The 25180-nt window shown below is 62.6% G+C and carries 20 protein-coding genes and 3 tRNA genes; 20 read left to right on the forward strand and 3 right to left on the reverse strand.

From position 1 onward, the window contains the following. The first annotated feature begins 8 nt into the window (after window positions 1-8). From G9C89_RS07215 to G9C89_RS07270, 12 genes are all read left to right on the forward strand, one after another. Window positions 9-1289: an OprD family porin gene (locus tag G9C89_RS07215; RefSeq protein WP_172146835.1), complete on the forward strand. Its 1281-nt coding sequence runs from the start codon at window positions 9-11 to the stop codon at window positions 1287-1289. A 164-nt stretch (window positions 1290-1453) separates the two neighbouring features. After that, on the forward strand, window positions 1454-2326 hold the full coding sequence (locus tag G9C89_RS07220; protein ID WP_172146837.1) for a CoA transferase subunit A: 873 nt from the start codon (window positions 1454-1456) through the stop codon (window positions 2324-2326). Next, a complete protein-coding gene (locus G9C89_RS07225; protein WP_172146839.1) occupies window positions 2326-3108 on the forward strand; it encodes a CoA-transferase subunit beta in 783 nt (260 codons plus the stop codon). The genes G9C89_RS07220 and G9C89_RS07225 overlap by 1 nt, the downstream gene beginning before the upstream one ends. After that, window positions 3105-4310, forward strand: a complete 1206-nt coding sequence (gene pcaF / locus G9C89_RS07230; protein ID WP_172146841.1) for a 3-oxoadipyl-CoA thiolase — start codon at window positions 3105-3107, stop codon at window positions 4308-4310. Before G9C89_RS07225 ends, pcaF begins: the two co-directional genes overlap by 4 nt. 414 nt (window positions 4311-4724) lie before the next feature. Then, entirely contained in the window at window positions 4725-5513 is a 789-nt protein-coding gene (gene pcaD / locus G9C89_RS07235) for a 3-oxoadipate enol-lactonase (protein WP_172146844.1), read from the forward strand. Window positions 5514-5772: 259 nt separating this feature from the next. After that, the gene (nadA, locus tag G9C89_RS07240) at window positions 5773-6831 is read left to right on the forward strand and encodes a quinolinate synthase NadA (RefSeq protein ID WP_172146847.1); all 1059 of its coding nucleotides are present in this window, start codon (window positions 5773-5775) and stop codon (window positions 6829-6831) included. A gap of 211 nt (window positions 6832-7042) precedes the next feature. Then, a complete protein-coding gene (alaS, locus tag G9C89_RS07245) occupies window positions 7043-9667 on the forward strand; it encodes an alanine--tRNA ligase (RefSeq protein ID WP_172146850.1) in 2625 nt (874 codons plus the stop codon). Between the two features lie 98 nt (window positions 9668-9765). Then, window positions 9766-11004: an aspartate kinase gene (locus tag G9C89_RS07250; RefSeq protein ID WP_172146853.1), complete on the forward strand. Its 1239-nt coding sequence runs from the start codon at window positions 9766-9768 to the stop codon at window positions 11002-11004. A 184-nt stretch (window positions 11005-11188) separates the two neighbouring features. Next, a complete protein-coding gene (gene csrA, locus G9C89_RS07255) occupies window positions 11189-11374 on the forward strand; it encodes a carbon storage regulator CsrA (protein ID WP_010490393.1) in 186 nt (61 codons plus the stop codon). 62 nt (window positions 11375-11436) lie between these two features. Then, window positions 11437-11527, forward strand: a tRNA-Ser gene (locus G9C89_RS07260). A gap of 108 nt (window positions 11528-11635) precedes the next feature. Further along, window positions 11636-11712, forward strand: a tRNA-Arg gene (locus G9C89_RS07265). Between the two features lie 71 nt (window positions 11713-11783). After that, window positions 11784-11860, forward strand: a tRNA-Arg gene (locus tag G9C89_RS07270). A gap of 194 nt (window positions 11861-12054) precedes the next feature. On the opposite strand, the gene G9C89_RS07275 is transcribed toward G9C89_RS07270, so the two are convergent. Beyond that, on the reverse strand, window positions 12055-12546 hold the full coding sequence (locus tag G9C89_RS07275; protein ID WP_172146856.1) for a DUF4124 domain-containing protein: 492 nt from the start codon (window positions 12544-12546) through the stop codon (window positions 12055-12057). Window positions 12547-12870: 324 nt separating this feature from the next. Here G9C89_RS07275 and mgtE point away from each other — a divergent pair, with 324 nt between their 5' ends. The 4 genes from mgtE (at window position 12871) to G9C89_RS07295 (ending at window position 17701) form a co-directional block, all read left to right on the forward strand. Continuing rightward, on the forward strand, window positions 12871-14313 hold the full coding sequence (mgtE, locus tag G9C89_RS07280; RefSeq protein ID WP_172146858.1) for a magnesium transporter: 1443 nt from the start codon (window positions 12871-12873) through the stop codon (window positions 14311-14313). Between the two features lie 185 nt (window positions 14314-14498). After that, on the forward strand, window positions 14499-14753 hold the full coding sequence (locus G9C89_RS07285) for an OadG family protein (RefSeq protein ID WP_172146860.1): 255 nt from the start codon (window positions 14499-14501) through the stop codon (window positions 14751-14753). Between the two features lie 25 nt (window positions 14754-14778). Next, the gene (oadA, locus tag G9C89_RS07290) at window positions 14779-16554 is read left to right on the forward strand and encodes a sodium-extruding oxaloacetate decarboxylase subunit alpha (protein WP_172146862.1); all 1776 of its coding nucleotides are present in this window, start codon (window positions 14779-14781) and stop codon (window positions 16552-16554) included. Window positions 16555-16564: 10 nt separating this feature from the next. Continuing rightward, window positions 16565-17701, forward strand: a complete 1137-nt coding sequence (locus G9C89_RS07295) for a sodium ion-translocating decarboxylase subunit beta (protein ID WP_172146864.1) — start codon at window positions 16565-16567, stop codon at window positions 17699-17701. 105 nt (window positions 17702-17806) lie between these two features. On the opposite strand, the gene G9C89_RS07300 is transcribed toward G9C89_RS07295, so the two are convergent. After that, entirely contained in the window at window positions 17807-18133 is a 327-nt protein-coding gene (locus G9C89_RS07300; RefSeq protein ID WP_090499517.1) for an Arc family DNA-binding protein, read from the reverse strand. A gap of 620 nt (window positions 18134-18753) precedes the next feature. On the opposite strand from G9C89_RS07300, the gene G9C89_RS07305 reads away from it, so the two are divergent. Both G9C89_RS07305 and phnN read left to right on the forward strand, forming a co-directional pair. Beyond that, window positions 18754-19065 (forward strand): hypothetical protein, encoded by a 312-nt coding sequence (locus G9C89_RS07305; RefSeq protein WP_172146866.1) that lies wholly within the window; start codon window positions 18754-18756, stop codon window positions 19063-19065. A 67-nt stretch (window positions 19066-19132) separates the two neighbouring features. Further along, window positions 19133-19699 carry a phosphonate metabolism protein/1,5-bisphosphokinase (PRPP-forming) PhnN gene (gene phnN / locus G9C89_RS07310; protein WP_172146868.1) on the forward strand — a complete coding sequence of 189 codons (567 nt, stop codon included), beginning with the start codon at window positions 19133-19135 and terminating at the stop codon, window positions 19697-19699. Between the two features lie 66 nt (window positions 19700-19765). Here the strand turns inward: phnN and G9C89_RS07315 are convergent, their stop codons facing one another. Next, window positions 19766-20233 (reverse strand): Lrp/AsnC family transcriptional regulator, encoded by a 468-nt coding sequence (locus G9C89_RS07315; protein ID WP_172146871.1) that lies wholly within the window; start codon window positions 20231-20233, stop codon window positions 19766-19768. A gap of 201 nt (window positions 20234-20434) precedes the next feature. Here G9C89_RS07315 and G9C89_RS07320 point away from each other — a divergent pair, with 201 nt between their 5' ends. Both G9C89_RS07320 and G9C89_RS07325 read left to right on the forward strand, forming a co-directional pair. Beyond that, window positions 20435-23902 (forward strand): indolepyruvate ferredoxin oxidoreductase family protein, encoded by a 3468-nt coding sequence (locus G9C89_RS07320; protein WP_172146874.1) that lies wholly within the window; start codon window positions 20435-20437, stop codon window positions 23900-23902. Window positions 23903-24042: 140 nt separating this feature from the next. Then, window positions 24043-25101, forward strand: a complete 1059-nt coding sequence (locus G9C89_RS07325; protein ID WP_172146877.1) for a Glu/Leu/Phe/Val dehydrogenase — start codon at window positions 24043-24045, stop codon at window positions 25099-25101. Window positions 25102-25180 lie beyond the last annotated feature (79 nt).

The following is a 25180-nucleotide window of genomic DNA, read 5'->3' on the forward strand; positions in this document are numbered from 1 at the left end:
AGCCAACCATGAACAACAACCGCATCACCTCCCTTCGCCTGCTGCCCCTGGCCATCGCGGCCGCACTGCCAAGCCTGAGTCAGGCTGGCGAAGGCGGTTTTATCGAGGATGCCAGCGCAACTTTGCAGGCGCGCAACTACTACTTCAGTCGCGACTACTCCGACATCGTCGGGCCGAACCAGCAGTCCAAGGCCGAGGAGTGGGCCCAGGGTTTTATCCTCAACGTCAAATCCGGCTACACCCCGGGCCCGGTCGGTTTCGGTGTGGATGCCATCGGCCTGCTGGGGATCAAGCTCGACAGCAGCCCGGATCGGGTCAATACCGGCCTGTTGCCAGTGACCGATGAGGGCAGGGCGGCCGATGACTACAGCCGCCTGGGCGCGGCCCTGAAAGTCAGGCTGTCGAAGACCGAGCTGAAGATCGGTGAACAGCAATTGATCCTGCCGGTGTTGTACTTCGGCGATATCCGCCTGTTGCCGCCGACCTATCAGGGCGTCAGCATCGTCTCCAACGAGATCGCCGGTCTGACCCTGCAGGGCGGTCAGCTGCGTTCCACCAGCCTGCGCAACGAGGCCGGTGATGAGGAGCTGGGCGCCATGCTCGGTTTCGTCCCGCTGCGCAATGGCGGCGGGCTGATCACCACGGACCGCCTCAACTATGCCGGCGCCGACTATGCCTTCAACGCCAAGCGCACCTCGGTCGGCGCCTGGTATGCCCAGCTGGAGGATATCTACAACCAGCGCCACTTCAGCCTCAAGCACAGTGAGCCGGTCGGCGACTGGGTGCTCGGCGCCAACCTGGGCTATTTCGACTCCGCCGAAGACGGCTCGCACCTGGCCGGCGAGATCGACAACCAGGCCTTTTACTCCCTGCTCTCGGCCAAGCATGGCGGGCATACCGTCTATCTCGGCTACCAGGCCATGTTCGGCGACCACGGCCTGCCGCGGGTGTTCGCCAACGTCAGCCCGCTGGGTAACGAGGTGCCGACCTTTACCTTCGACTCGGCTGACGAGCGCTCCTGGCAGGTGCGTTACGACTACGACTTCGCCGCCATGGGCGTACCGGGGCTGGTCGCCGGGGTGCGTTACCTGACCGGCGACAACGTCGACACCGGCCGCGGCTTCGAGGGCAAGGAGTGGGAGCGCGACCTGGACGTCGGTTACGTGGTGCAGAGCGGTTCGCTCAAGGGCCTGGGGGTGAAGGTGCGCAACGTCACCGCGCGTTCCAACTACCGCAGCGATGTCGACGAGAACCGCCTGATCTTCACCTACACCTGGAACCTGCTCTGAAGGTCTGCGGGTAGTCCATGTTCAGGGGCTGATTGGAACAAGAATGGTTCGATAATCGAACAGTAAGTCGATTATCGGATTGTTTGCCCGGGCCGCTCGGCCTACTGTTGACTCACCCGCCACCCTGACCCGGTGGCACTGTCCAACCAGTGAGAGCAGCACCGATGGCCGAAATCATTTCCCTCGCCGAAGCCATACAACGCTTCGTCAACGACGGCGACAGCATCGCCCTCGAAGGCTTTACCCACCTGATCCCGACCGCGGCGTCCCACGAGCTTATCCGCCAGAACAAGCGCGAGCTGACCCTGATCCGCATGACTCCCGACCTGGTCTACGACCTGCTGATCGGTGCCGGTTGCGCGAAGAAGCTGGTGTTCTCCTGGGGCGGCAACCCGGGCGTCGGCTCCCTGCATCGCCTGCGCGATGCGGTGGAGAAGGGCTGGCCGCAGCCGCTGGAAATCGAGGAACACAGCCACGCCGACATGGCCAACGCCTACGTCGCCGGGGCCTCGGGCCTGCCGTTCGCGGTGCTGCGTGCCTACGCCGGCTCCGACCTGCCCAAGGTCAACCCGCTGATCAAGACCGTCACCTGCCCGTTCACCGGCGAAGTGCTGGCGGCGGTGCCGAGCGTGCGTCCGGACGTCACCGTGATCCACGCGCAGAAGGCCGACCGTAAGGGCAACGTGCTGCTCTGGGGCATCCTCGGCGTGCAGAAGGAAGCGGCCCTGGCGGCCAAGCGCTGCATCGTCACCGTGGAAGAAATCGTCGACGACCTCGATGCGCCGATGAACGCCTGCGTGCTGCCGAGCTGGGCGCTGACCGCGGTCTGCCACGTGCCCGGCGGTGCCCATCCGTCCTACGCCCTCGGCTACTCCGAGCGTGACAACCGTTTCTACCAGGCCTGGGACCCGATCGCCCGCGACCGCGAGACCTTCAGCGCCTGGATCGACGAATACATCCGCGGCACCGCCGATTTCGCCGCTTTTCAAGAAAAACTGCGCCAGGCCAAACTGGCTGCCCAGCAGGAGGCCAACTGATGAGCGCCTACAGCACCAATGAAATGATGACCGTGGCCGCCGCCCGCCGCCTGCAGAACGGCGCGGTGTGCTTCGTCGGCATCGGCCTGCCGTCCAAGGCCGCCAACCTGGCGCGCCTGACCTCCTCGCCGGACGTGGTCCTGATCTACGAATCCGGCCCGATCGGAGCCAAGCCGAGCGTGCTGCCGCTGTCGATCGGCGACGGCGAGCTGGCCGAGACCGCCGACACCGTGGTGCCCACCGGCGAGATCTTCCGCTACTGGTTGCAGGGCGGGCGCATCGACGTCGGCTTCCTCGGCGCCGCCCAGGTCGACAAGTTCGGCAACATCAACACCACGGTGATCGGCGATTACCACCAGCCGAAAGTGCGTCTGCCCGGCGCCGGTGGCGCGCCGGAGATCGCCGGCAGCGCCAAGCAGGTGCTGATCATCCTCAAGCAGTCGCACCGCACCTTCGTCGACAAGCTGGCCTTCATCACCTCGGTCGGCCATGGCGAAGGCGGCGACCATCGCAAGCAGCTGGGCCTGCCCGGTGCGGGGCCGGTCGGCATCATCACCGACCTGTGCATCATGGAACCGGAAGCCGGCAGCAACGAGTTCATCGTCACCACCCTGCATCCGGGCGTGACTCGCGAGCAGGTGATCGAAGCCACCGGCTGGCAGATCCGTTTTGCCGACAACCTCAGCGTCACCGCCGAGCCGAGCGAAGTCGAACTCGCTGCCCTGCGCGCCCTGGAAGCGCGCACCGCGGCCGCCCACGGCCAGGCCGGAGGTGAGGAATGAGCCGCGACGTATTTATCTGCGACGCCGTGCGTACACCGATCGGCCGCTTCGGCGGTGGTCTGGCCGCGGTGCGTGCCGACGACCTGGCGGCGGTGCCGCTCAAGGCGTTGATCGAGCGTAATCCGCAGCTCGACCTGAGCCAGGTCGACGAAGTCTTTATGGGCTGCGCCAACCAGGCCGGCGAAGACAACCGCAACGTGGCGCGCATGGCCCTGTTGCTGGCCGGCTTGCCGGACTCGGTGCCGGGGGTGACCCTCAACCGTCTCTGCGCCTCGGGCATGGACGCGGTCGGCACGGCCTTTCGCGCCATCGCCAGCGGCGAGATGGAGCTGGCCATCGCCGGCGGCGTCGAGTCGATGTCGCGCGCGCCCTATGTCATGGGCAAGGCCGACAGCGCCTACGGCCGCAACCAGAAGATCGAGGACACCACCATCGGCTGGCGTTTCATCAACCCGCTGATGCAGGCCGAATACGGCGTGGATGCCATGCCGCAGACCGCCGACAACGTCGCCGACCAGTTCGGGATCAGCCGTGCCGATCAGGACGCCTTCGCCCTGCGCAGCCAGCAGCGTGCGGCCGCCGCCCAGCAGGCCGGCTTCTTCGCCGAAGAAATCGTCCCGGTGGTGATCAAGGGCAAGAAGGGCGACAGCGTGATCGATCAGGACGAGCACCTGCGCCCGGACACCACCCTGGAAGCCCTGGGCAAACTCAAGCCGGTCAATGGCGCGGACAAGACCGTCACCGCCGGCAACGCCTCGGGGGTCAACGATGGGGCTGCGGCGCTGATCCTGGCCTCTGCCGAGGCGGTGCAGAAGCACGGCCTGACGCCGCGGGCGCGGGTGCTGGGCATGGCCAGCGCCGGCGTGGCGCCACGGATCATGGGCTATGGCCCGGTGCCGGCGGTGCGCAAGCTGTGTGAGCGGCTGGATCTGCAGATCAGCGATTTCGACGTGATCGAACTCAACGAAGCCTTTGCCGCTCAGGGCCTGGCGGTGACCCGCGACCTCGGCCTGGCCGACGACGCGCCCCAGGTCAACCCCAACGGCGGCGCCATCGCCCTCGGTCATCCGCTGGGCATGAGCGGCGCGCGCCTGGTGCTGACCGCCTTGCACCAGCTGGAAAAGTCCGGCGGCAGGCGCGGCCTGGCGACCATGTGCGTGGGTGTCGGCCAGGGTCTGGCGCTGGCCATCGAGCGGGTCTGAGCCGACCCGCTTGCGGGCGTGGCTCCAGCCGCGAACGGCGATGGGACATGCCTGTCCTGACCGGCACCCGGTAGGATGGGGGCGCCTAGGTGGGACCGCCCAGGCTGAGCGCAGCGATAGCCAACGGGGTTTGATGAGTCACCGCCAGGCCATCTGCCAGCAGCAATTGCCGCCATGATCCTGGTGTGAGCCGGCTTTCGATTGTGATGGGTATCGCTGCGCTCAACCGCATCCTACAAGAGCCACAAGAGCCGCTGCAGCCCCGTAGGATGGTGTTGAGCGCAGCGATACCCATCGAGCTACAAGAGCATTGTCAGCAATGACCCGGTGTGAGCCCATGGCAGCGGGCTTTGCCGCTGGGGCGCAAGCGTCCTGGCCGAACATCGAGTCCTATTTATTTGAAGGAGTTTTGCCGTGCCTGTTGTCCACCTCGCCGATGGCGACCTGAATTACCAACTCGAAGGCCCGGCTGACGCGCCGGTGCTGCTGCTGAGCAATTCCCTGGGCACCGACCTGGGCATGTGGGACACGCAGATGCCGGCCTTTACCGCGCATTTCCGGGTGCTGCGCTACGACACCCGCGGCCACGGCCAGTCGCAGGTCAGTGCGGGCTTCTACAGCATCGAGCAACTGGGTCGCGATGTGCTGGCCCTGCTCGATCACCTGGATATCCGCCAGGCATCATTCTGTGGCCTGTCCATGGGCGGCCTGATCGGCCAGTGGCTGGGCATCAATGCCGGCGCGCGTCTGCACAAGCTGGTGCTGTGCAACACTGCGGCCAGGATTGCCAACGACGAAGTGTGGAATAGCCGCATCGACAGCGTGCTGCAAGGCGGCCAGCAGGCCATGAGCGACCTGCGCGATGCATCCATTGCGCGCTGGTTCACCCCCGAGTTCGCCGCGGCCGAGCCTGCGCAGGCCAACCGCATTACCGCGATGCTGGCAGCCACCTCGGCCCAGGGTTACGCCGGCAACTGCGCGGCGGTGCGCGATGCCGATTTTCGCCAGCAACTGGCTGCGATCAAGCTGCCGACCCTGATCGTCTGCGGCACTGCCGATGCGGTGACCACCCCCGAGCATGGCCGCTTCATGCAGCAGCAGATCGCCGGCGCGCAGCTGGTCGAGTTGCATGCCGCGCACCTGTCCAATGTCGAGGCGGGCGCGGCATTCACCCGGGCGGTAGTGGATTTCCTTCGGCAGTGACACCCTCGGCGCAGTCTGGGATTCGTCCGTGGCCTGTGCTGGGTGTTCGCTGCGGATACCAGGGCAACGCCTGCGGGCGTATTTGCAAAGTCTTTTAAGATCAAACTATTATGAAAATCTTGCGGCTCTAGAAGGGCGCAGGACTTTCTTTGTTGCCGCGCGCTTTTCTCCCCGTATGCCTGCCCAACCTGCTCTCGTGTAGTCAAACTGGCGGGTATACTCGAGTTCCCGCTGATCGACCTGTACAGGGCCTGATGACATGACGCAGATTTCCGAACGCCTCCTGGTCCAGGCTCATCTGGACGCCAAGCAGCCCAAGCCGCTGACGCCCGAGCAGGAGGCCTTCTACCGCGCCGAGATTGCCGCCGAGCTGAAAAAGCAGAATGCGGTGCTGGTTGCCCACTATTACTGCGACCCGGTGCTGCAGGCCTTGGCCGAAGAGACCGGCGGTTGCGTCTCCGACTCCCTGGAAATGGCCCGCTTCGGCAATCAGCACCCGGCGCAGACCGTGCTGGTGGCCGGGGTCAAGTTCATGGGCGAGACGGCGAAGATCCTCAATCCGGAAAAGCGCGTGCTGATGCCGACCCTGGAGGCGACCTGTTCGCTGGATCTGGGCTGCCCGGTGGAGGAGTTCGCCGCGTTCTGCGACCAGCACCCGCAGCGCACCGTGGTGGTGTATGCCAATACCTCGGCGGCGGTGAAGGCGCGTGCCGACTGGGTGGTGACCTCCAGTTGCGCGGTGGAGATCGTCGAGCACCTGATGGACAACGGCGAAAGCATCATCTGGGCGCCGGACCAGCACCTGGGGCGTTACATCCAGAACAAGACCGGTGCCGACATGCTGCTGTGGGACGGCGCCTGCATCGTCCACGAGGAGTTCAAGGCCAAGCAGCTCGAGGACATGAAGGCCCTGTACCCGGACGCCGCGGTGCTGGTGCATCCGGAGTCGCCGACGGCGGTGATCGACCTGGCCGATGCAGTCGGCTCGACCAGCCAACTGATCGCGGCGGCCCAGCGGCTGCCGAACAAGACCTTTATCGTCGCCACCGACCGCGGCATCTTCTACAAGATGCAGCAGCTGTGTCCGGACAAGGAATTCATCGAGGCGCCGACCGCCGGTAACGGCGCCGCCTGCCGCAGTTGTGCGCACTGCCCATGGATGGCGATGAACACCCTGCAGCGCACCCTGCAGAGCCTGCGTGAAGGCAGCAACGAGATCTTCGTCGATCCCGCGCTGATTCCCAAGGCGATCAAACCGCTCAAGCGCATGCTGGATTTCACCCAGGCGGCGCGGCTCAAGCTGTCGGGCAACGCCTAAGCGAGTAGCCGGCCTGTCGCCGGGCAATGCTGGGTTACCCCCGCAGCTGAAATGCAGCCTTGCTCAGCGCCGTGTTTGGCGCTGCCCTTGAGTGGCGAGAAGGGTAATAGCCGCTATCTATTGATAAACACGCTGTACCGATGCTAAAGGGCCGATATAATGCGGCCCTTTGCCGGCTTTGCCGTGGCCGCCTGTTTCCGTGGATGATCCTATGAAAAGCGCTGAAATCCGTGAAGCTTTCCTCAGCTTCTTCGAAGAGAAGGGGCACACCCGTGTCGCTTCCAGCTCCCTGATTCCGGGCAACGACCCGACCCTGCTGTTCACCAACGCCGGGATGAACCAGTTCAAGGACTGCTTCCTCGGCCTGGAAAAACGCGCCTACACCCGTGCCGCGACCAGCCAGAAGTGCGTGCGTGCCGGCGGCAAGCACAACGACCTGGAAAACGTCGGCTACACCGCGCGTCACCACACCTTCTTCGAGATGCTCGGTAACTTCAGCTTCGGCGATTACTTCAAGCGCGATGCCATCCACTTCGCCTGGGAGTTCCTGACCAGTGAGCGCTGGCTGAACCTGCCCAAGGACAAGCTCTGGGTCACCGTCTACGCCGACGACGACGAAGCCTACGACATCTGGAACAAGGAAATCGGCGTGCCGGCCGAGCGGATGATCCGCATCGGCGACAACAAGGGCGCGCCTTATGCCTCCGACAACTTCTGGACCATGGGCGATACCGGCCCGTGCGGCCCGTGTACCGAGATCTTCTTCGATCATGGCGAGCACATCTGGGGCGGTCCGCCTGGTTCGCCGGAAGAAGACGGCGATCGCTACATCGAGATCTGGAACAACGTGTTCATGCAGTTCAACCGCACCGCGGACGGCGTGCTGCACCCGCTGCCGGCGCCGAGCGTGGACACCGGCATGGGCCTGGAACGCATCAGTGCGGTGCTGCAACACGTCAACTCGAACTACGAGATCGACCTGTTCCAGAGCCTGCTGGATGCCTCGGCCAAGGCCATCGGCTGCGCCAACGAGGGCCAGGCCTCGCTGAAAGTGGTGGCCGACCATATCCGCTCCTGCAGCTTCCTGATCGCCGACGGCGTCACCCCGTCCAACGAAGGCCGCGGCTATGTGCTGCGCCGGATCGTCCGGCGCGCCTGCCGCCACGGTAACAAGCTGGGCGCCACGGGTAGCTTCTTCTATCGGATCGTCGCCGCCCTGGTGGCCGAGATGGGCGAAGCCTTCCCGGAACTGAAGCAGCAGCAGGCGCACATCGAGCGCGTGCTGCAAACCGAAGAAGAACAGTTCGCCAAGACCCTGGAGCAGGGCCTGAGGATTCTCGAGCAGGATCTGGTCGGGCTCAAGGGCAAGCTGATCCCCGGCGAGACGGTGTTCAAACTGTATGACACCTATGGTTTTCCCTACGACCTGACGGCCGATATCGCCCGCGAGCGTGGCCTGACCCTGGACGAGAGCGGCTTCGAGCGCGAAATGCAGGCCCAGCGCGAGCGCGCCCGTTCCGCCAGCGCCTTTGGTATGGATTACAACGCCCTGGTCAAGGTCGACAGCGACACACGTTTCCTCGGTTACACCGGCACCAGCGGCAGCGGTGCGATCATCGCGCTGTTCCAGGGCGGCCAGGCGGTCGATACCCTGAGCGAAGGCGAGGAGGGTGTGGTGGTCCTCGACCAGACACCGTTCTATGCCGAATCCGGTGGCCAGGTCGGTGACTGCGGTTTCCTCGAAGGTGCCGGCGTGCGCTTCGATGTGCGCGACACCACCAAGGCCGGCGGTGCTTTCCTGCACCACGGCGTGGTCGCCAAGGGCAGTTTGAGCGTGGGCGCCTCGATCAAGGCCGAAGTCGAAGCCGGCGTGCGCCAGGCCACCGCGCTCAACCATTCGGCGACGCACCTGCTGCACGCCGCGTTGCGTCAGGTGCTCGGCGAGCACGTGCAGCAGAAAGGCTCGCTGGTCGATAGCCAGCGTCTGCGTTTCGACTTCAGTCACTTCGCGGCGATCACGCCGGAGCAACTGAAGGCCCTGGAGGATATCGTCAACACCCAGGTGCGCAACAACAGCGCCGTGGAAACCCTCGAGACCGATATCGAAACCGCCAAGCAAAAAGGCGCCATGGCGCTGTTTGGCGAGAAATACGGCGATCGGGTGCGCGTGCTGAGCATGGGCGGTGACTTCTCCGTCGAACTCTGTGGCGGCACTCACGTGTCCCGTACCGGCGACATCGGCCTGTTCAAGATCACCAGCGAGGGCGGTGTGGCGGCGGGTGTGCGGCGTATCGAAGCGGTCACCGGTGCGGCAGCCTTCGCCTACCTGAATGCAGCCGAAGAGCAGCTGAAAGAGGCCGCCGCGCTGGTCAAGGGCAGCCGCGACAACCTGCTGGACAAGCTGATTGCCATGTTGGAGCGCAATCGTCAGCTGGAGAAGGAGCTGGAGCAGTTCAAGGCCAAGGCCGCCAGTGCGGCCGGCAATGATCTGGCCGGCTCTGCCGTCGACGTCAAAGGCATCAAGGTGCTCAGTGCGCGGGTCGACGGCCTGGATGGCAAAGCCATGCTGGCCATGGTCGACCAGTTGAAGAACAAGCTCGGCAGCGCGGTGATCCTGCTCGGCGGCGTGCAGGACGACAAGGTCGTGCTGGTGGCCGGCGTGACCCAGGACCTGACCGGCAAACTCAAGGCCGGCGAGCTGATGAAGCAGGCTGCAGCGGCCGTCGGCGGCAAGGGCGGTGGTCGTCCGGATATGGCGCAGGGCGGCGGCACCGATGCCGGCGCGCTGGGTGGCGCCTTGGCGCTGGCCGCAAGCTTTGCCGAGCAAGGTCTGTAGGCGTCGAGCCCAAGGCCCGGAAAACGCCCGGTAGCCCTTGGCAGCATATTGAGTTGAATGTTTAATGGGCGCCCTTCACGGGCTGAGGCGGCTTTGAAATGGCTTTGATCGTACAGAAATTTGGCGGCACCTCCGTCGGCACTGTTGAGCGGATTCAGCAGGTGGCCGAGAAGGTGAAGAAGTTCCGCGAAAACGGCGATGACATTGTGGTCGTGGTTTCCGCCATGAGCGGTGAAACCAATCGGTTGATCGAGCTGGCCAGGCAGGCGAGCGATGATCAGCCGGTGCCGCGTGAACTCGACGTGATGTTGTCCACCGGTGAGCAGGTGACCATTGCCCTGTTGACCATGGCGCTGATTCGTCGTGGTGTGCCGGCGGTGTCCTACACCGGCAACCAGGTGCGGATTCTCACCGACAGCGCGCACAACAAGGCGCGTATCCTGCAGATCGACGATCAGAAGCTGCGTGCCGACCTCAAGGCCGGTCGTGTGGTGGTGGTCGCCGGTTTCCAGGGGGTGGACGAGCACGGCAATATCACCACGCTCGGGCGTGGTGGCTCCGACACCACGGGCGTGGCCCTGGCGGCGGCGCTGAAGGCCGACGAGTGCCAGATCTACACGGACGTCGATGGTGTCTACACCACCGACCCGCGTGTGGTGCCCCAGGCTCGGCGCCTGGAGAAGATCACCTTCGAAGAAATGCTGGAAATGGCCAGCCTGGGTTCCAAGGTGCTGCAAATCCGCTCGGTGGAATTCGCCGGCAAGTACAACGTCCCGCTGCGCGTATTGCACAGCTTCAAAGAGGGTCCGGGCACCCTCATTACCCTTGATGAAGAGGAATCCATGGAACAGCCGATCATCTCCGGCATCGCTTTCAACCGCGACGAAGCCAAGCTGACTATCCGTGGCGTACCGGACATCCCGGGCGTGGCGTTCAAGATTCTCGGCCCTGTCAGTGCCGCCAATATCGAAGTCGACATGATCGTGCAGAACGTGGCGCACGATAACACCACCGATTTCACCTTCACCGTGCACCGCAACGATTATCAGGCCGCGCAGCAGGTATTGGAAAATACCGCGCGTGAGCTGGGCGCCCGCGAAGTGATTGGCGACATCAAGATTGCCAAGGTGTCGATCGTCGGCGTCGGCATGCGCTCCCATGCAGGGGTTGCCAGCCGCATGTTCGAGGCCCTGGCCAAGGAAAATATCAATATCCAGATGATCTCCACCTCGGAAATCAAGGTGTCCGTGGTGATTGAGGAGAAATATCTGGAGTTGGCGGTGCGTGCTTTGCACACGGCCTTCGAATTGGATGCCCCGGCCCGACAGGGCGACTGAGGCATTGCCCGAAAGGCGCGCAGTATTGCGCGCCTTTTGTCTTTTTGGTTGGCGTGGATGGACTTTCTTTCTGCCCACACTAGTCAATACTTGGGTGAAGGCCTCGCTTGAGATTCACGGGGGCTGCCACCATTTTCTTTTTTGCAGACTGTTGTATTGGATTTAAATCCGTGAGGAGAAAGGAATGCTGATTCTAACTCGCCGGGTCGGTGAGACCCTGATGGTGGGTGACGAGGTCACTGTCACCGTGTTGGGCGTTAAGGGCAATCAGGTGCGCATTGGCGTTAACGCGCCGAAGGAAGTAGCCGTGCACCGTGAGGAGATTTACCAGCGCATCCAGAAAGAGAAAGACGAAGAACCAAGCCACTAATTTTTATCTAATTTTTGGCTTTGCAAGCGGGGCAAAGATGGGTATCATGCGCCCCGTGTTGCGGAGAGGTGGCCGAGTGGCCGAAGGCGCTCCCCTGCTAAGGGAGTACATCTCAAAAGGGTGTCGGGGGTTCGAATCCCCCCTTCTCCGCCATTATTAAGTGTTATAGGGTTTTATTCCTGCTTGATCAGTAAGTTGTTGAAATTAATCTGATTTAAGCTTGATTGAAAAATTTGAATCCCTATAATGCGCCCGGACAGTGCACTCATAGCTCAGCTGGATAGAGTACTCGGCTACGAACCGAGCGGTCGGAGGTTCGAATCCTCCTGAGTGCACCATATTGAAGATGATCGGCAGCGAAGCGGGTCGTGTTTCAAACCAGCGGTGATCTGGTTAAAAAGCGCCACTTGCACTCATAGCTCAGCTGGATAGAGTACTCGGCTACGAACCGAGCGGTCGGAGGTTCGAATCCTCCTGAGTGCACCAAATAGAAGGGCCTGCAGCGATGCAGGCCCTTTTTCTTTGCCTGGCGTTTTGTTCGGGGCTTTCCTTGGTTCCGGTCTTGCTTTGGCTCGCTCGTCGATCAGCTTCGATTCTGGTGCGCATTGCACGCCCTGCAGACTGCGGATGCCGCGCTGGGGTGGGCGGTTGTCGGTATCAGTGGCACATCCGACAGGCAGCTAGCGCTTGCCTTTGACGCAGCCGGTTTCATCGAAGCTGACCTGGCGGTTGTTGCCTTGATTGTCGCGGTAGTGATAGCGCGTCTGGCCGTTCTGGCTGCTGATCCTGTCTGGTGTGCCCAGGCTGCTTTCCACGTCGCTACGGTTCATGCCGCTACGTATCTGCTGTTTGATAATGGCTGTGCGGCGCTCGCTGCCGGTAACCAGATTGCCGCAACCATCCTCCTGCTCACCGACCACCACCAGCGCGCCGGTCTTTTTCGCGGCCTTGCCGCGTGATGGTTTGCTTGATTTGGCCAGTGGGGTGGGTTTGCCGCTGCCAGGGGTCGCGTTGTAGGCATCCTGCAGGTATTGCGCCTGTTCGGCGGGGCAGCCTTGCAGGGTGAAGGTGACGTGGCCGCTGGCGTCTTCGCAGCGGAACACGGTTGAGGCCAGAAGTGGGGGTGGGCACAACAGAATGGCGCAGAAAGCTGCGCGACGCAGTCCATGCATAGTGACGTCCTCCTTGACGGTCGTCTGGCAAGCCTAGTCGCTCGGATCGGCTTTGCCAGTGGTGCCTTGTGCGGCGTCTCCGGCGTCGCAACTACAGGTTGTTAAGAAACGCTGAAGTTTGTGCTGCAAAGGCTTGTTCTAGCCTGCTTTTTGTAACGTGCAAAGCCGTCGGGCGGTGTTATCATTTTGCCCGTCAGCCCCGCCGGGGCTTGTGGACCACCACCATGGACTTACCCAGTAGTTACTCTGAATCTCGATTGTGCAATCGCGTACTGATTGATTGACCCTCTTTGGCGTGCGCCGCCGCTGGGGGTGGAGCGTGCCATGACTGAAGTAGAAGCCAAGAAGCCGCAAGAAAGCCTGCAGGACCGCCTTGCCCAGGTGGTCGAGTTGCTGCATCGGCATAAGCTGGTCGAAGACCTGACGCATCGTCAGGAAGGCCTGCATCACGACCGGGTAGAGAACCTGGTGCACCGGCAGAACCTGGCCGAGCTGCAGCGCAAGCTCGATGAGCTGCACTCCGCCGACGTCGCCCATATCCTCGAAGCACTGCCGTTGGACGAGCGTCTGACCATCTGGCAACTGGTCAAGGCCGAGCGCGACGGCGATATCCTCCTCGAAGTATCCGATGCGGTGCGCGAAACGCTGCTCGCCGACATGGACGATCACGAGATCCTCGCGGCGGCCAAGGAAATGGACGCCGACGAACTGGCGGACCTGGCCTCCGAGCTGCCGCGCGATGTCGTCCACGAGTTGATGGAAACCCTCGATGCGCAGCAGCGTGAGCGGGTGCGCTCGGCGTTGTCCTATGAAGAGGACCAGGTCGGCGCGCTGATGGACTTCGAGATGGTCACCATCCGCGAAGACGTCAGCCTGGAAGTGGTGTTGCGCTACCTGCGGCGCCTCAAGGAGCTGCCGGGGCATACCGACAAGTTGTTCGTGGTCGATTACGACGGCGTGCTCAAGGGCGTGCTGCCGGTCAAGCGCTTGCTGGTCAACGATCCGGACAAGCTGGTCAGCGAAGTCATGGCCACCGATCCGGTGAGTTTTCATCCGGACGAGGATGCCTACGATGCTGCCCAGGCGTTCGAGCGTTACGACCTGATCTCAACGCCGGTGGTCGACAAGAACGGCAAGCTGATTGGCCGTCTGACCATCGACGAGATGGTCGATCTGATTCGTGAAGAAAGTGAAAGCGAAGTGCTGAACATGGCCGGTCTGCGCGAGGAGGAAGACATCTTCGCCTCGGTCTGGAAGTCGCTGCGCAACCGTTGGGCCTGGCTGGCCCTCAACCTGATTACGGCGTTCATTGCCTCGCGGGTCATCGGCCTGTTCGAGGGCTCTATCGAGAAGCTGGTGGCGTTGGCTGCCTTGATGCCGATCGTTGCCGGTATCGGCGGTAACTCGGGCAATCAGACCATTACCATGATCGTGCGCGCCATGGCGCTGGATCAGGTCAGTACTGGCAATACCGCGCGGCTGATTCGCAAGGAGTTGAGCGTTGCCTTGATCAATGGCCTGGTCTGGGGTGGGGTGATTGGTGTGGTGGCTTATACGCTTTACGACAGCTGGTCGCTGGGCGTGGTGATGACCGGGGCCATGACCCTCAACCTGCTGCTTGCGGCCTTGATGGGGGTGCTGATTCCCATGACCCTGGTGCGCATAGGGCGCGATCCGGCGATGGGGGCCAGTGTGATGATTACCGCGGTGACCGATAGTGGCGGCTTCTTTATCTTCCTCGGACTGGCCACGGTGTTCCTGCTGTAGCGGGGTGCGCTTATTTATGCGGTGAATGCATGGCGCTTTTTTGTCCATATTTGTCGCCAAATGCAGCCTGGGGTTTGCTCAAACAACCGTTTCAAGCTAAGGTGCGCCAGCTTTGCCCGGCAGTTTTCGGGTACCCCTCCATCCAAGAATATGCGACTGCCGAGTCGCGCCGATAAGGAGTCAACATGACCTCCAGCCAACTCCTGCTTGAGGGTGTCGAGCTCATGCTGATGGGCATGGGTGCAGTATTTTTCTTTCTGGCTCTATTGATTCTCTGCATCCGCCTGATGGCCCGTGTGATCGAGCGTTTCGCGCCAGCCCAGCATGCACGTGAGGCCAGTGCACCGGCTTCGGTCAAGTCAGTGGGCCAGGGGCCTGGGCCAGACGTTCTTGCTGCCATTCAGTTGGCCCTTCATCAACACCGCGCGCGCCGCGGCTGATTCTGGTTTGTCAGGGAGTTTCCGTATGACCGCTACGAAAAATGCACTCGGTATCACCGATGTGGTTCTGCGCGACGCGCATCAATCCATTCTGGCGACCCGGGTGCGTCTTGAAGACATGTTGCCGATCGCGCCGAAGCTCGATCAGGTTGGCTTCTGGTCGGTTGAGTCCTGGGGTGGTGCTACTTTCGATGCCTGCATTCGCTATCTGGGCGAAGACCCCTGGGAGCGTATCCGCGCGCTGAAGCAGGCTATGCCCAATACCCGTCAGCAGATGCTCTTGCGTGGGCAGAACCTGCTCGGCTATCGGCATTACGCCGATGACGTGGTGGAAAAATTTGTCGAGCGTGCGGCGGTCAATGGTGTCGATGTGTTCCGCGTGTTCGACGCGATGAATGATCCGCGCAACCTGCAGACTGCACTGCGGGCGGTCAAGCAGCTGGGCAAGCATGCCCAGGGCACGATTTCCTATACCACCAGCCCGGTGCACACCCTGGAAATGTGGGTCGACCTGGCCAAGCAGATCGAAGACATGGGTGCCGACTCGATCGCGATCAAGGATATGGCCGGCATTCTCAATCCGTACATCGCCTTCGAGCTGGTGACGCGGTTGAAAGCCAGCCTGTCGATCCCGATTCACATGCAGTGCCATGCCACGGCCGGTCTGTCGACCGCGGCCATCGTCAAGGCGGTGGAAGCCGGTATCGACAACGTCGACACGGCAATTTCCTCGCTGTCGATGACCTACGGCCACTCGCCGACCGAGTCGGTGGTGGCGATCTTCCAGGGTTCCGAACGCGATACCGGCCTGGATCTGTTGCTGCTCGAAGAAATCGCCGCCTACTTCCGCGAAGTACGGAAGAAGTATGCCAAGTTCGAAGGCACCCTCAAGGGTGTCGATTCGCGCATCCTGGTGGCCCAGGTGCCGGGCGGCATGCTGACCAATATGGAGAGCCAGCTAAAAGAGCAGGGCGCCCAAGATAAGTTCGATGAAGTGTTGGCCGAGATTCCGCGGGTGCGCGAGGATCTGGGCTTTATCCCGCTGGTGACCCCGACTTCGCAGATCGTTGGCACCCAGGCGGTGATCAACGTACTGACCGGTGAGCGCTACAAGTCGATCACCAAGGAAACCGCCGGTGTGTTGAAGGGCGAATACGGCGCAGCGCCGGCCCCCTTCAATAAAGAGCTGCAGGCGCGGGTGCTGGATGGCGCCGAAGCCATCACCTGTCGCCCAGCGGACATGCTCACTGCGGAAATGGACAAGCTGACCGCCGAACTCAAGGGCATCGCCCAGGAGAAGGGCATCAAACTGGCCAAAGAGGAAATCGACGACGTACTGACTTATGCCCTGTTTCCGCAAATCGGCCTGAAGTTTCTGGAAAATCGCGGCAATCCGGCGGCCTTCGAGCCGGCACCGACCGGTAACGAATTGCCGGCGCGTGAAGCTGGCAAGCCCGAGGTCTACACCGTGGAAGTCAACGGCAAGTCCTTTGTGGTCCAGGTCAACGAAGGTGGCGACATCGAAGGCCTCAAGCCTGTCGGTGGCGCCGCTGTCACGGCCGCTGCTGCTCCAGTATCTATCGGTGCTGGCGATCCGCAGTCGGCGCCTCTGGCTGGCAATATCTTCAAGGTTATGGTGCAGCCGGGGGCTACGGTCGAAGAAGGGCAGCTGGTGATCATTCTTGAAGCGATGAAGATGGAAACCGAGATTCGTGCGTTCAAGGCCGGCACCGTCGGTGCGGTTAACGTCAAGGTGGGCGATGCGGTGGCGGTAGGCGAAAGCCTGTTGACCATCGGTTGAGGGGCATTTAATGGAAAAGCTTCTCAAACTTTGGCAAAGCACGGGCCTGTATCATCTGGAGCCCGGTCAGGCCTTGATGATTGCAGTCTGCCTGGGGTTGATCTACCTGGCGATCAAGAAAGGCTTCGAGCCGTTGTTGCTGATCCCGATCGGGTTTGGTGGCCTGCTGGCCAACATTCCCGTGGCCGGTATGGCTGAAGGCTCCGGGATCTTGCACCTGTTCTATGAAGTCGGCTTGCCGACCAGTGTGTTTCCGCTGTTGATCTTCATGGGGGTCGGCGCAATGACCGACTTCGGGCCGATGCTGGCCAATCCGAAGACCTTGTTCCTGGGTGCGGCGGCACAGTTCGGTATTTTTGCCACCTTGATCGGCGCGTTGGCCATTGCCTCCCTGGGGATTCCTGGCATGGAATTCACCCTGCGTGAGGCGGCTTCTATCGCGATCATTGGTGGTGCCGATGGTCCGACCTCGATCTTTGTGACGGCCAAACTGGCGCCTCATTTGCTCGGGCCGATTGCGGTTGCCGCATATTCATACATGGCTCTGGTTCCGCTGATTCAGCCGCCCATCATGCGTGCGCTGACGACCAAGGAAGAGCGTGCGATCGTCATGCAGCAGTTGCGGCATGTCAGCCAGGTCGAGAAGATTGTGTTCCCGCTGGTGCTTTGTCTGTTGGTGGGCATACTCCTGCCGGACGCTGCGCCATTGGTGGGCATGTTCGCCTTTGGCAACTTGTTGCGTGAGGCGGGCTCGGTCGAGCGTCTGGCCGATACTTCGCGTAATGCGTTGATCAACATCGTGACCATTTGTCTGGGATTGACCGTGGGTTCCAAGCTTTCTGCCGAGTCATTCCTGCAATTGAAGACTCTCGGCATTCTGCTGCTGGGCATGATCGCCTTCTGTGGCGGTACTGCCGCTGGCGTGTTGATGGCCAAGGCGATGAACATGTTCAGCAAGAACAAAATCAATCCGTTGATCGGCTCGGCCGGGGTATCGGCAGTGCCGATGGCGGCGCGGGTATCGAACAAGGTCGGTCTGGAAGCCAATCCGCAGAACTTCCTGCTGATGCACGCCATGGGCCCCAACGTGGCCGGAGTGATCGGCTCGGCAGTAGCGGCCGGTGTGTTGCTCAACTTCGTTGGCTAGCAGGCACGGTTAGATGCTGTAAGCCAAGAAAAGCCGCCTGTTCAGGGCGGCTTTTCTTTGGCCAACAAAAAAAACCGGCCAGGGCCGGTTTTTTATCGTCGCAACTTACGCTTCTTCAGCGGCCATCTCGGCGTCATGGGCGATCAGTGCCACCAGGGCATTCTGTTGACGGCGTGACAGTTGGCGGAAACGCTGCAGCAACTCGCGTTCGTGCAAGGACAGTTCGGGACTATCCAGGCTGACGTTGAGTTCATCACCCAGGCCGCTTTCCTGAAGCATGCTCTGCTCCAGGCGGGCGATGATTTCCGAGTTCATGCTGCGATGATGATTGCGCGCGACATCTGCGATGCGCTCGCGCATGCCATCGGGCAAGCGAACGACGAATTTGTCAGCCGTGCGGCTGGAATAAATAGCCTGTTTCATTGGGCGCATACATTTAACCGATTAGTTCAGGGAAGCGATGCTGGCAGTGAGCCACGTGATTGTCACTGGTTTGACCGTCTTTAGCACGAGCTGTTCACTCAGAATCGTTATTTGTATCGATAAGGCTTCGCAGTCTACACAAATATTTGACGCCAATTACGTGTCGCATTGTGTTGGGTATAAAGGCTCATTGCCAGCACCGGTTGTCAGAAATGCGAGTTGTTGGGCAAAAGACCGGCATTTATTTGCCCGATATAAAAATTAAACGGCAGTCGCCCACGCGTCATGGCTCGTTAGCAGGGCCGCCAGAGGATTCGCCTGTATTGCTCAGCAGCAAGCGGCGACCTCGAGCCGTCCAGCCGTTAAATCCACCTGGCTGGACTAGCCGCCTGTGACCAGCACGGCGGGTGGCGGCATCCGGGTGCTCGACCGCCCAGTGCGGGCACATTTGAATGGCCGCGTGCAGCACCTGTGCGCTGATATTGACTACATCTGCCAGCGTTCAATCTGGCTGTTTAGCTAAGCGTAGTGCAAAACATCCTGCTCGGCGGTCTGGGGCGTATGCGGCGCTGGCGTGTCCAGTGGCGCAGCAGAGCAGTGCGTCATGTTCGCGACGTGGAACTGGCCGGTTGCGACGCTACGACCCTGGCCTGTACGCGGGCGTCGAAGTCCAGCGCCGAATGCTGGACTACCCCGGCGGCGCTCAGAGCCAGCCACGAGCCGGGTTGCAAGGTGCTGATGGGGCACCGAATAGCGTCCTTGGTGATTCCCGCTCGGGTAAAATAGCCGCCGAATTGGCTCAATATGACCGGCTGGGTATTCTCTCCCGTGACTATTATTCGGCCAGCCTGTTACAGGCCGTCTGGCTGCTGGTCGATGAGGACGACGGCTATGATCTGCTCCGGGCGAAATCCGCGTTGGCCTGCCTGCCGATCCGCTAAGCGCGCGGGTGCATGAAGGTCAGGTGCTAATCCTGCAAGTCTGGCGACAAGCGAAAAGGGTGTTGTGATGGGCGGCAGGTTGATCTATCTGATGGGACCTTCGGGTTCGGGCAAGGACAGCCTGTTGAATGCGGCGCGCGAGCGGTTGGCGGCGCGGGGCTGCCGCATCGTGCAGCGGGTCATCACCCGTTCCGCCGAGGCGGTGGGCGAGGCGGCCATAGGCGTTTCCGCGGACGAGTTCGAGCGGATGGAGGGCGAGGGCGCCTTCGCCCTGAGCTGGCGTGCCAACGGCCTGGCCTATGGCATTCCCGGGCAGATCGATGAGTGGCTGGCGGCTGGGCAAGATGTGCTGGTCAATGGTTCGCGGGCCTACCTGAGTCAGGCGCGCCAGCGCTATCCATGGCTGATCGGGGTGTTGCTGACGGTGGATCTCGAGGTGTTGCGCGAGCGCCTGCTCGCCCGTGGCCGTGAAACGCCCGAGCAGATCGAGCAGCGTTTGGCCCGCAATGCGCTGTTCGACAGCGTCGCCGTGGCCGCCGCCGAGGGTCTGCATGTGCTGGACAACTCCAGCGATTTCGAACGCACGGTGGATAATCTGTTGCTCCTGATCGGAGCCAGTCGCGCCTGTGTCTGACTCTGCTGGGCGCCGGTTCTGCCTGCCTTTGCCTCCGGACGGAGCGCCTCCGGAGTGAGCTGCGCCTCAATCCAGCGGCAATTCGGTGGTGCGCTTGACTTCACTCATGGCGATATTGGAGTGCGCCTCCTGCACATGCGGGCGTTGCAGCAGGTGGTCGCGCAGGAAGCGCTCGTAACCGGCGATGTCCTTGGCCACCACCTTGAGCAGGTAGTCCGAGCCGCCGGCCATGGTGTAGCACTCCAGCACTTCCGGATAGCCGACCACTGCCTGTTCGAACTCCTCCAGATTCTTGCGGCCATGGGCCGACAGCTTGATGTCGACGAACACGGTCATGCTCAGGCCCAGTAACTTGGGGTTGAGCAAGGCGACCTTGCGCTCGATCAGGCCTTCTTCCTGCATGCGATGAATCCGCCGCCAGCAGGGCGATTGCGACAGTTCGACCTTTTCCGCGATCTCGGCGGCGGACAGGTCGGCATTGTGCTGCAGCAGGCGCAAAATCTTGCGATCGAGAGGATTGAGCTTTTCTTGCATGATTTATCCCAATTTTTTGTAATTGTTGGAAAAGTCATGCGTATTATTGGCTTTTTGGCCCGAAATTAGAAATAAAATCTCCGTACCGCTCAGTCATATTCTTAGCCAGTCGTTTAGCCCGGTGATCCCGGGCGAAACAGAACCCGGTTGGCATTCACCGTTGCCAGCCTTGCTCTCCATAAAAATAAAAGGAGCGTCCGCATGTCTCTGGCCGAGATCCGCCTGGATGACAAGTATCGCCTTGCCACTGGTCACCTGTACCTCACCGGCACCCAGGCGCTGACCCGCCTGCCGATGCTGCAAAAGCAGCGCGACGCCGCCCACGGCCTGAATACCGCCTGTTTTATCTCCGGCTACCGCGGCTCGCCCCTGGGCAACCTGGACAAGAGCTTGTGGGAAGCCAAGGGTTTCCTCCAGGAAAACGCCATCCACTTCCAGCCGGGGGTCAATGAAGAGTTGGCCGCCACCTCGGTGTGGGGCAGCCAGCAGACCAGCCTGTTTCCCGGCGCGCGCTACGACGGCGTATTCGCCATGTGGTACGGCAAGGGCCCGGGCGTCGACCGCTGCGGCGACGTGTTCAAGCACGGCAACTCGGCCGGCGTCTCCGAGCATGGCGGCGTGTTGCTGCTGGCCGGCGACGACCATGGTTGCAAGTCCTCGAGCATCGCCAACCAGAGCGAGCACGCGTTTATCGCCGCTTCGATCCCGGTGCTCAATCCGGCCAACGTCCAGGAAATCCTCGACTACGGCATCATCGGTTGGGAACTGTCGCGTTACAGTGGTTGCTGGGTGGCGCTGAAGACCATCGCCGAGAACGTCGACTCCTCGGCGGTGGTGGAGGTCGACCCGCTGCGTATCCAGGTGAAGATTCCCGAGGACTTCGAATTGCCGGAGGACGGCGTGTATATCCGTTGGCCGGATCCCCCCCTGGCCCAGGAACAGCGCCTCAACACCTACAAGATCTATGCCGCCCGCGCCTTCGCCCGCGCCAACAAGCTCAATCGGGTGATGCTCGATTCGCCCAATCCGCGCCTGGGCATCGTCACCACCGGCAAGTCCTACCTGGACGTGCGCCAGGCCCTGGAAGACCTCGGTCTGGACGAGGCGCTGTGCGCCCAGGTCGGCCTGCGCGTGCTCAAGGTCGGCATGAGCTGGCCGCTGGAGCCGGTGTCGGTGCACGAGTTCGCCGAGGGGCTGGACGAAATCCTGGTGGTCGAGGAGAAGCGCAGCATCATCGAGGACCAACTGACCGGCCAGCTGTACAACTGGCCGGTGGGCAAGCGTCCGCGGGTGGTCGGCGAGTTCGACGAGACCGGCGTCTCGCTGCTGCCGAACCTGTCCGAACTGACCCCGGCGATGATCGCCCGCGCCATCGCCAAGCGCCTGGCGCCGATCTACAGCAGCGCCAGTATCGACGAGCGCCTGGCCTTTCTCGCCGCCAAGGAAGCTTCCCTGGCGGCGCCCAAACACACCACGCTGCGCACCCCGCATTTCTGCTCCGGCTGCCCGCACAACACCTCGACCAAACTGCCGGAAGGCAGCCGCGCCCAGGGCGGTATCGGTTGCCACTACATGACCCAGTGGATGGACCGCAACACCGACACCTTCACCCAGATGGGCGGCGAGGGCGCGACCTGGATCGGCCAGGCGCCGTTCACCGACACCGCGCACATCTTCCAGAACCTCGGCGACGGCACCTACTTCCACTCCGGCCAACTGGCCCTGCGCGCGGCGGTGGCGGCCGGGGTCAACATCACCTACAAGATCCTCTACAACGACGCGGTGGCCATGACCGGCGGCCAGCCGATCGACGGCGAATTGCGCGTCGATCAGCTCAGCCAGCAGGTGTTCGCCGAGGGTGTCAAGCGCATCGCCCTGGTCAGCGACGAGCCGGACAAATACCCGAGCCGGGCCGGCTTCGCGCCCATCGTGAGCTTCCATCACCGCAACGATCTGGACGCGGTGCAGCGCGAGCTGCGCGAATTCAAGGGCACCTCGGTGATCATCTATGACCAGACCTGCGCCACCGAGAAGCGCCGTCGGCGCAAGCGCGGCAAGCTGGTCGATCCGGCCAAGCGTGCCTTCATCAACCCGGCGGTGTGCGAGGGCTGTGGCGATTGCAGCGTCAAGTCCAACTGCCTGTCGGTGCTGCCACTGGAGACCGAACTGGGGCGCAAGCGCGAGATCGACCAGAACTCCTGCAACAAGGATTTCAGCTGCGTCGAGGGCTTCTGCCCGAGCTTCGTCACCGTGCACGGCGGCAGTCTGCGCAAGCCGGAAGCGGTGGGCCTGAGTGCGCTGTTCATCGCCTTGCCGGAGCCGCGTCAACCGTCGCTGCAGCGGCCCTGGAACATTCTGCTGCCGGGTGTCGGCGGCAGCGGCGTGACCACGGTCGGCGCCCTGCTGGGCATGGCTGCGCATCTCGAGGGCAAGGGTTGCAGCGTGCTGGATCAGGCCGGCCTGGCGCAGAAGTTCGGCCCGGTAATCACCCATATCCGCGTCGCCGCCAAGCAGGACGATATCTTTGCCGTGCGCATCGCCGCCGGCGAGACCGACCTGCTGCTGGGTTGCGACCTGGTGGTCGCGGCCAGCGAGGAAGCCCTGGCCAAGCTCAATGACCGGATCGCCCACGCGGTAATCAACAGCCATGAGGCGGCGACTGCCGAATTCACCCGCAACCCGGATGCCCAGGTGCCGGGTGCGGCCATGCGCGAGGCGCTGATCGAGGCAGTCGGCGCGGGCAAGACCCACTTCGTCGACGCCACCCGCCTGGCCACGCGCCTGCTCGGCGACAGCATCGCCAGCAACTTGTTCATGCTTGGGTTTGCCTACCAGAAAGGCCTGGTGCCGGTTTCGGCCGAAGCCATCGCCAAGGCCATCGAACTCAACGGTGTGGCCGTGCAGCTCAACCAGCAGGCGTTCCTCTGGGGTCGCCGCGCGGCGCACGATAGCGCCGCGGTGGAGAAGCTGGCCAGCCCCAAGGTGGTCGAGGCGCCGCGTTGCGAAAGCCTGGACGAGATCGTCCAGTTCCGCACCGATTTCCTCACGGCCTACCAGAACGCCGCCTATGCCGAGCGCTACCGCGCGTTGGTGCAGCGCGTGCGCCTGGCCGACAAGGGCGCCGATCAGGCGCTGAGCCGAGCGGTGGCGCGTTACTACGCCAAGCTGCTGGCCTACAAGGATGAGTATGAGGTGGCCCGGCTGTACAGCGACGGTCGCTTTATCCAGCAGCTAGAGGCGCAGTTCCAGGGCGACTACCGCCTGCAGTTCCACCTGGCACCGTCCTGGCTGAGCAAGCCCGACGCCAAGACCGGCCAGCCGCGCAAGCGCCAGTTCGGCCCCTGGATGCTCAAGGCCTTCGGCCTGCTGGCCAAGTTTAAGGCCCTCCGAGGCACGCCGCTCGACCCGTTCGGCTACAGCGCCGAACGCAAGTTGGAGCTGCAGCTGATCGAGGACTACGAGCGCAGCGTCGATTACCTGCTCAAGCAGCTGAATGCCGGCAACTACCGCAGCGCCGTGGCGCTGGCCGAACTGCCGGAACAGATCCGCGGTTATGGTCACGTCAAGGAGCAGAGCCTGGTCAACGTGCGCGAGCAGGAGCGCCAACTCAAGGCGCGCCTGCTGGTCAGCGAGATCCAGGCGGTGCAGTTGTTCGAACCGGCGGCCTGATGCGCGCTTTGTAATGTAGGAGCCAGCTTGCTGGCGATCATTGGCATCCAATCCATGCCGGCGGATCGCCAGCAAGCCGGCTCCTACAGGTCGATGCGAAGCCCCCGATCCTCCAAACAAGAACTTCCCAAGGAATCCCCATGTCCGTGTTTTCCCATATCGAATTCGATCACCACGAACAGGTGGTCTATGGCCACGACCAGGCCAGCGGCCTGAAGGCCATCATCGCCATCCATAACCGCAACCTCGGCCCAGCCCTCGGCGGTTGCCGCATGTGGCCCTATGCCTCCGACGAGGAAGCGCTGCGCGATGTGCTGCGCCTGTCGCGCGGCATGAGCTACAAGTCGGCGCTGGCCAGGCTGCCGCTCGGCGGCGGCAAGGCGGTGATCATCGGCAACCCGCACACCGGCAAGAGCGAGGCGTTGTTCCAGGCCATGGGCGATTTCGTCGACAGCCTGGGTGGGCGCTACATCACCGCCGCCGACTCCGGTACCGGGGTGGCGGAAATGCAGATCATGGCCGAACGCACCCGCCATGTCGCCGGCGCCGGACAGCGCGAGGCCTTTGGCGGCGGCATGCGCAATGGCGATCCGTCGCCCTCGACGGCTTATGGAGTGTTTATCGGTCTGCAGGCAGCGGTCAAACAGCGCCTCGGGCGTGACGATCTCAAGGGCCTGCGGGTGGCGATCCAGGGTGTCGGCCAGGTCGGTTTCGGCCTGGCGCAGCAGCTCAAGGAGGCCGGCGCCGAGCTGTGGGTGACCGACATAGTCGAAGCCAACGTGCGCCGCGCGGTGGAGCAACTGGGCGCCACGGCCGTTGGCCAGAACGACATCTACGGCCTCGAGGTGGACGTGTTCGCCCCCTGCGCCATGGGCGCCATCATCAATCCGCAGACCCTCGAAGCCCTGCGCGCGCCGGTGATCGCCGGTGCGGCCAACAACCAGCTGGCCGATGCCGGGCTGGCCGAGGAGCTGCGCCGGCGTGGCTGCCTGTATGCCCCGGATTACGCGATCAATGCCGGCGGCATCATCGATGTCTGCTACGAGCGCAATGGCGGCAGCACGGCCGAACTCAAGGCGCATATCGAAGGTATCGGCACCACCCTGGCGGAGATTTTCCAGCGCGCCGAGCGCGAGGGCAGCACTACCACGGCGGTCGCCGACCGCATGGCCCAGGAGCGTCTGCACGCCGGGCGCTGACCCCGTAGGGTGCGCGGGGCCGCCTAGGCCGCGCGCACCAGCTTCGGCGGGTTACGCCGCTTCGCGGCTAACCCGCCCT

Source organism: Pseudomonas tumuqii, assembly GCF_013184545.1.
GTDB classification, from domain to species: domain Bacteria; phylum Pseudomonadota; class Gammaproteobacteria; order Pseudomonadales; family Pseudomonadaceae; genus Aquipseudomonas; species Aquipseudomonas tumuqii.

Coding starts and splice junctions, on each gene's coding strand:
- G9C89_RS07225 (WP_172146839.1), top strand. CDS start 2,326: ATGAGCGCCTACAGCACCAATGAAATGATGACCGTGGCCGCCGCCCGC.
- phnN (WP_172146868.1), top strand. CDS start 19,133: ATGGGCGGCAGGTTGATCTATCTGATGGGACCTTCGGGTTCGGGCAAG.
- nadA (WP_172146847.1), top strand. CDS start 5,773: ATGACGCAGATTTCCGAACGCCTCCTGGTCCAGGCTCATCTGGACGCC.
- G9C89_RS07285 (WP_172146860.1), top strand. CDS start 14,499: ATGACCTCCAGCCAACTCCTGCTTGAGGGTGTCGAGCTCATGCTGATG.
- G9C89_RS07315 (WP_172146871.1), bottom strand. CDS start 20,233: ATGCAAGAAAAGCTCAATCCTCTCGATCGCAAGATTTTGCGCCTGCTG.
- G9C89_RS07325 (WP_172146877.1), top strand. CDS start 24,043: ATGTCCGTGTTTTCCCATATCGAATTCGATCACCACGAACAGGTGGTC.
- csrA (WP_010490393.1), top strand. CDS start 11,189: ATGCTGATTCTAACTCGCCGGGTCGGTGAGACCCTGATGGTGGGTGAC.
- G9C89_RS07320 (WP_172146874.1), top strand. CDS start 20,435: ATGTCTCTGGCCGAGATCCGCCTGGATGACAAGTATCGCCTTGCCACT.
- G9C89_RS07215 (WP_172146835.1), top strand. CDS start 9: ATGAACAACAACCGCATCACCTCCCTTCGCCTGCTGCCCCTGGCCATC.
- G9C89_RS07300 (WP_090499517.1), bottom strand. CDS start 18,133: ATGCGCCCAATGAAACAGGCTATTTATTCCAGCCGCACGGCTGACAAA.
- oadA (WP_172146862.1), top strand. CDS start 14,779: ATGACCGCTACGAAAAATGCACTCGGTATCACCGATGTGGTTCTGCGC.
- pcaF (WP_172146841.1), top strand. CDS start 3,105: ATGAGCCGCGACGTATTTATCTGCGACGCCGTGCGTACACCGATCGGC.
- G9C89_RS07275 (WP_172146856.1), bottom strand. CDS start 12,546: ATGCATGGACTGCGTCGCGCAGCTTTCTGCGCCATTCTGTTGTGCCCA.
- G9C89_RS07295 (WP_172146864.1), top strand. CDS start 16,565: ATGGAAAAGCTTCTCAAACTTTGGCAAAGCACGGGCCTGTATCATCTG.
- alaS (WP_172146850.1), top strand. CDS start 7,043: ATGAAAAGCGCTGAAATCCGTGAAGCTTTCCTCAGCTTCTTCGAAGAG.
- G9C89_RS07250 (WP_172146853.1), top strand. CDS start 9,766: ATGGCTTTGATCGTACAGAAATTTGGCGGCACCTCCGTCGGCACTGTT.
- mgtE (WP_172146858.1), top strand. CDS start 12,871: ATGACTGAAGTAGAAGCCAAGAAGCCGCAAGAAAGCCTGCAGGACCGC.
- G9C89_RS07220 (WP_172146837.1), top strand. CDS start 1,454: ATGGCCGAAATCATTTCCCTCGCCGAAGCCATACAACGCTTCGTCAAC.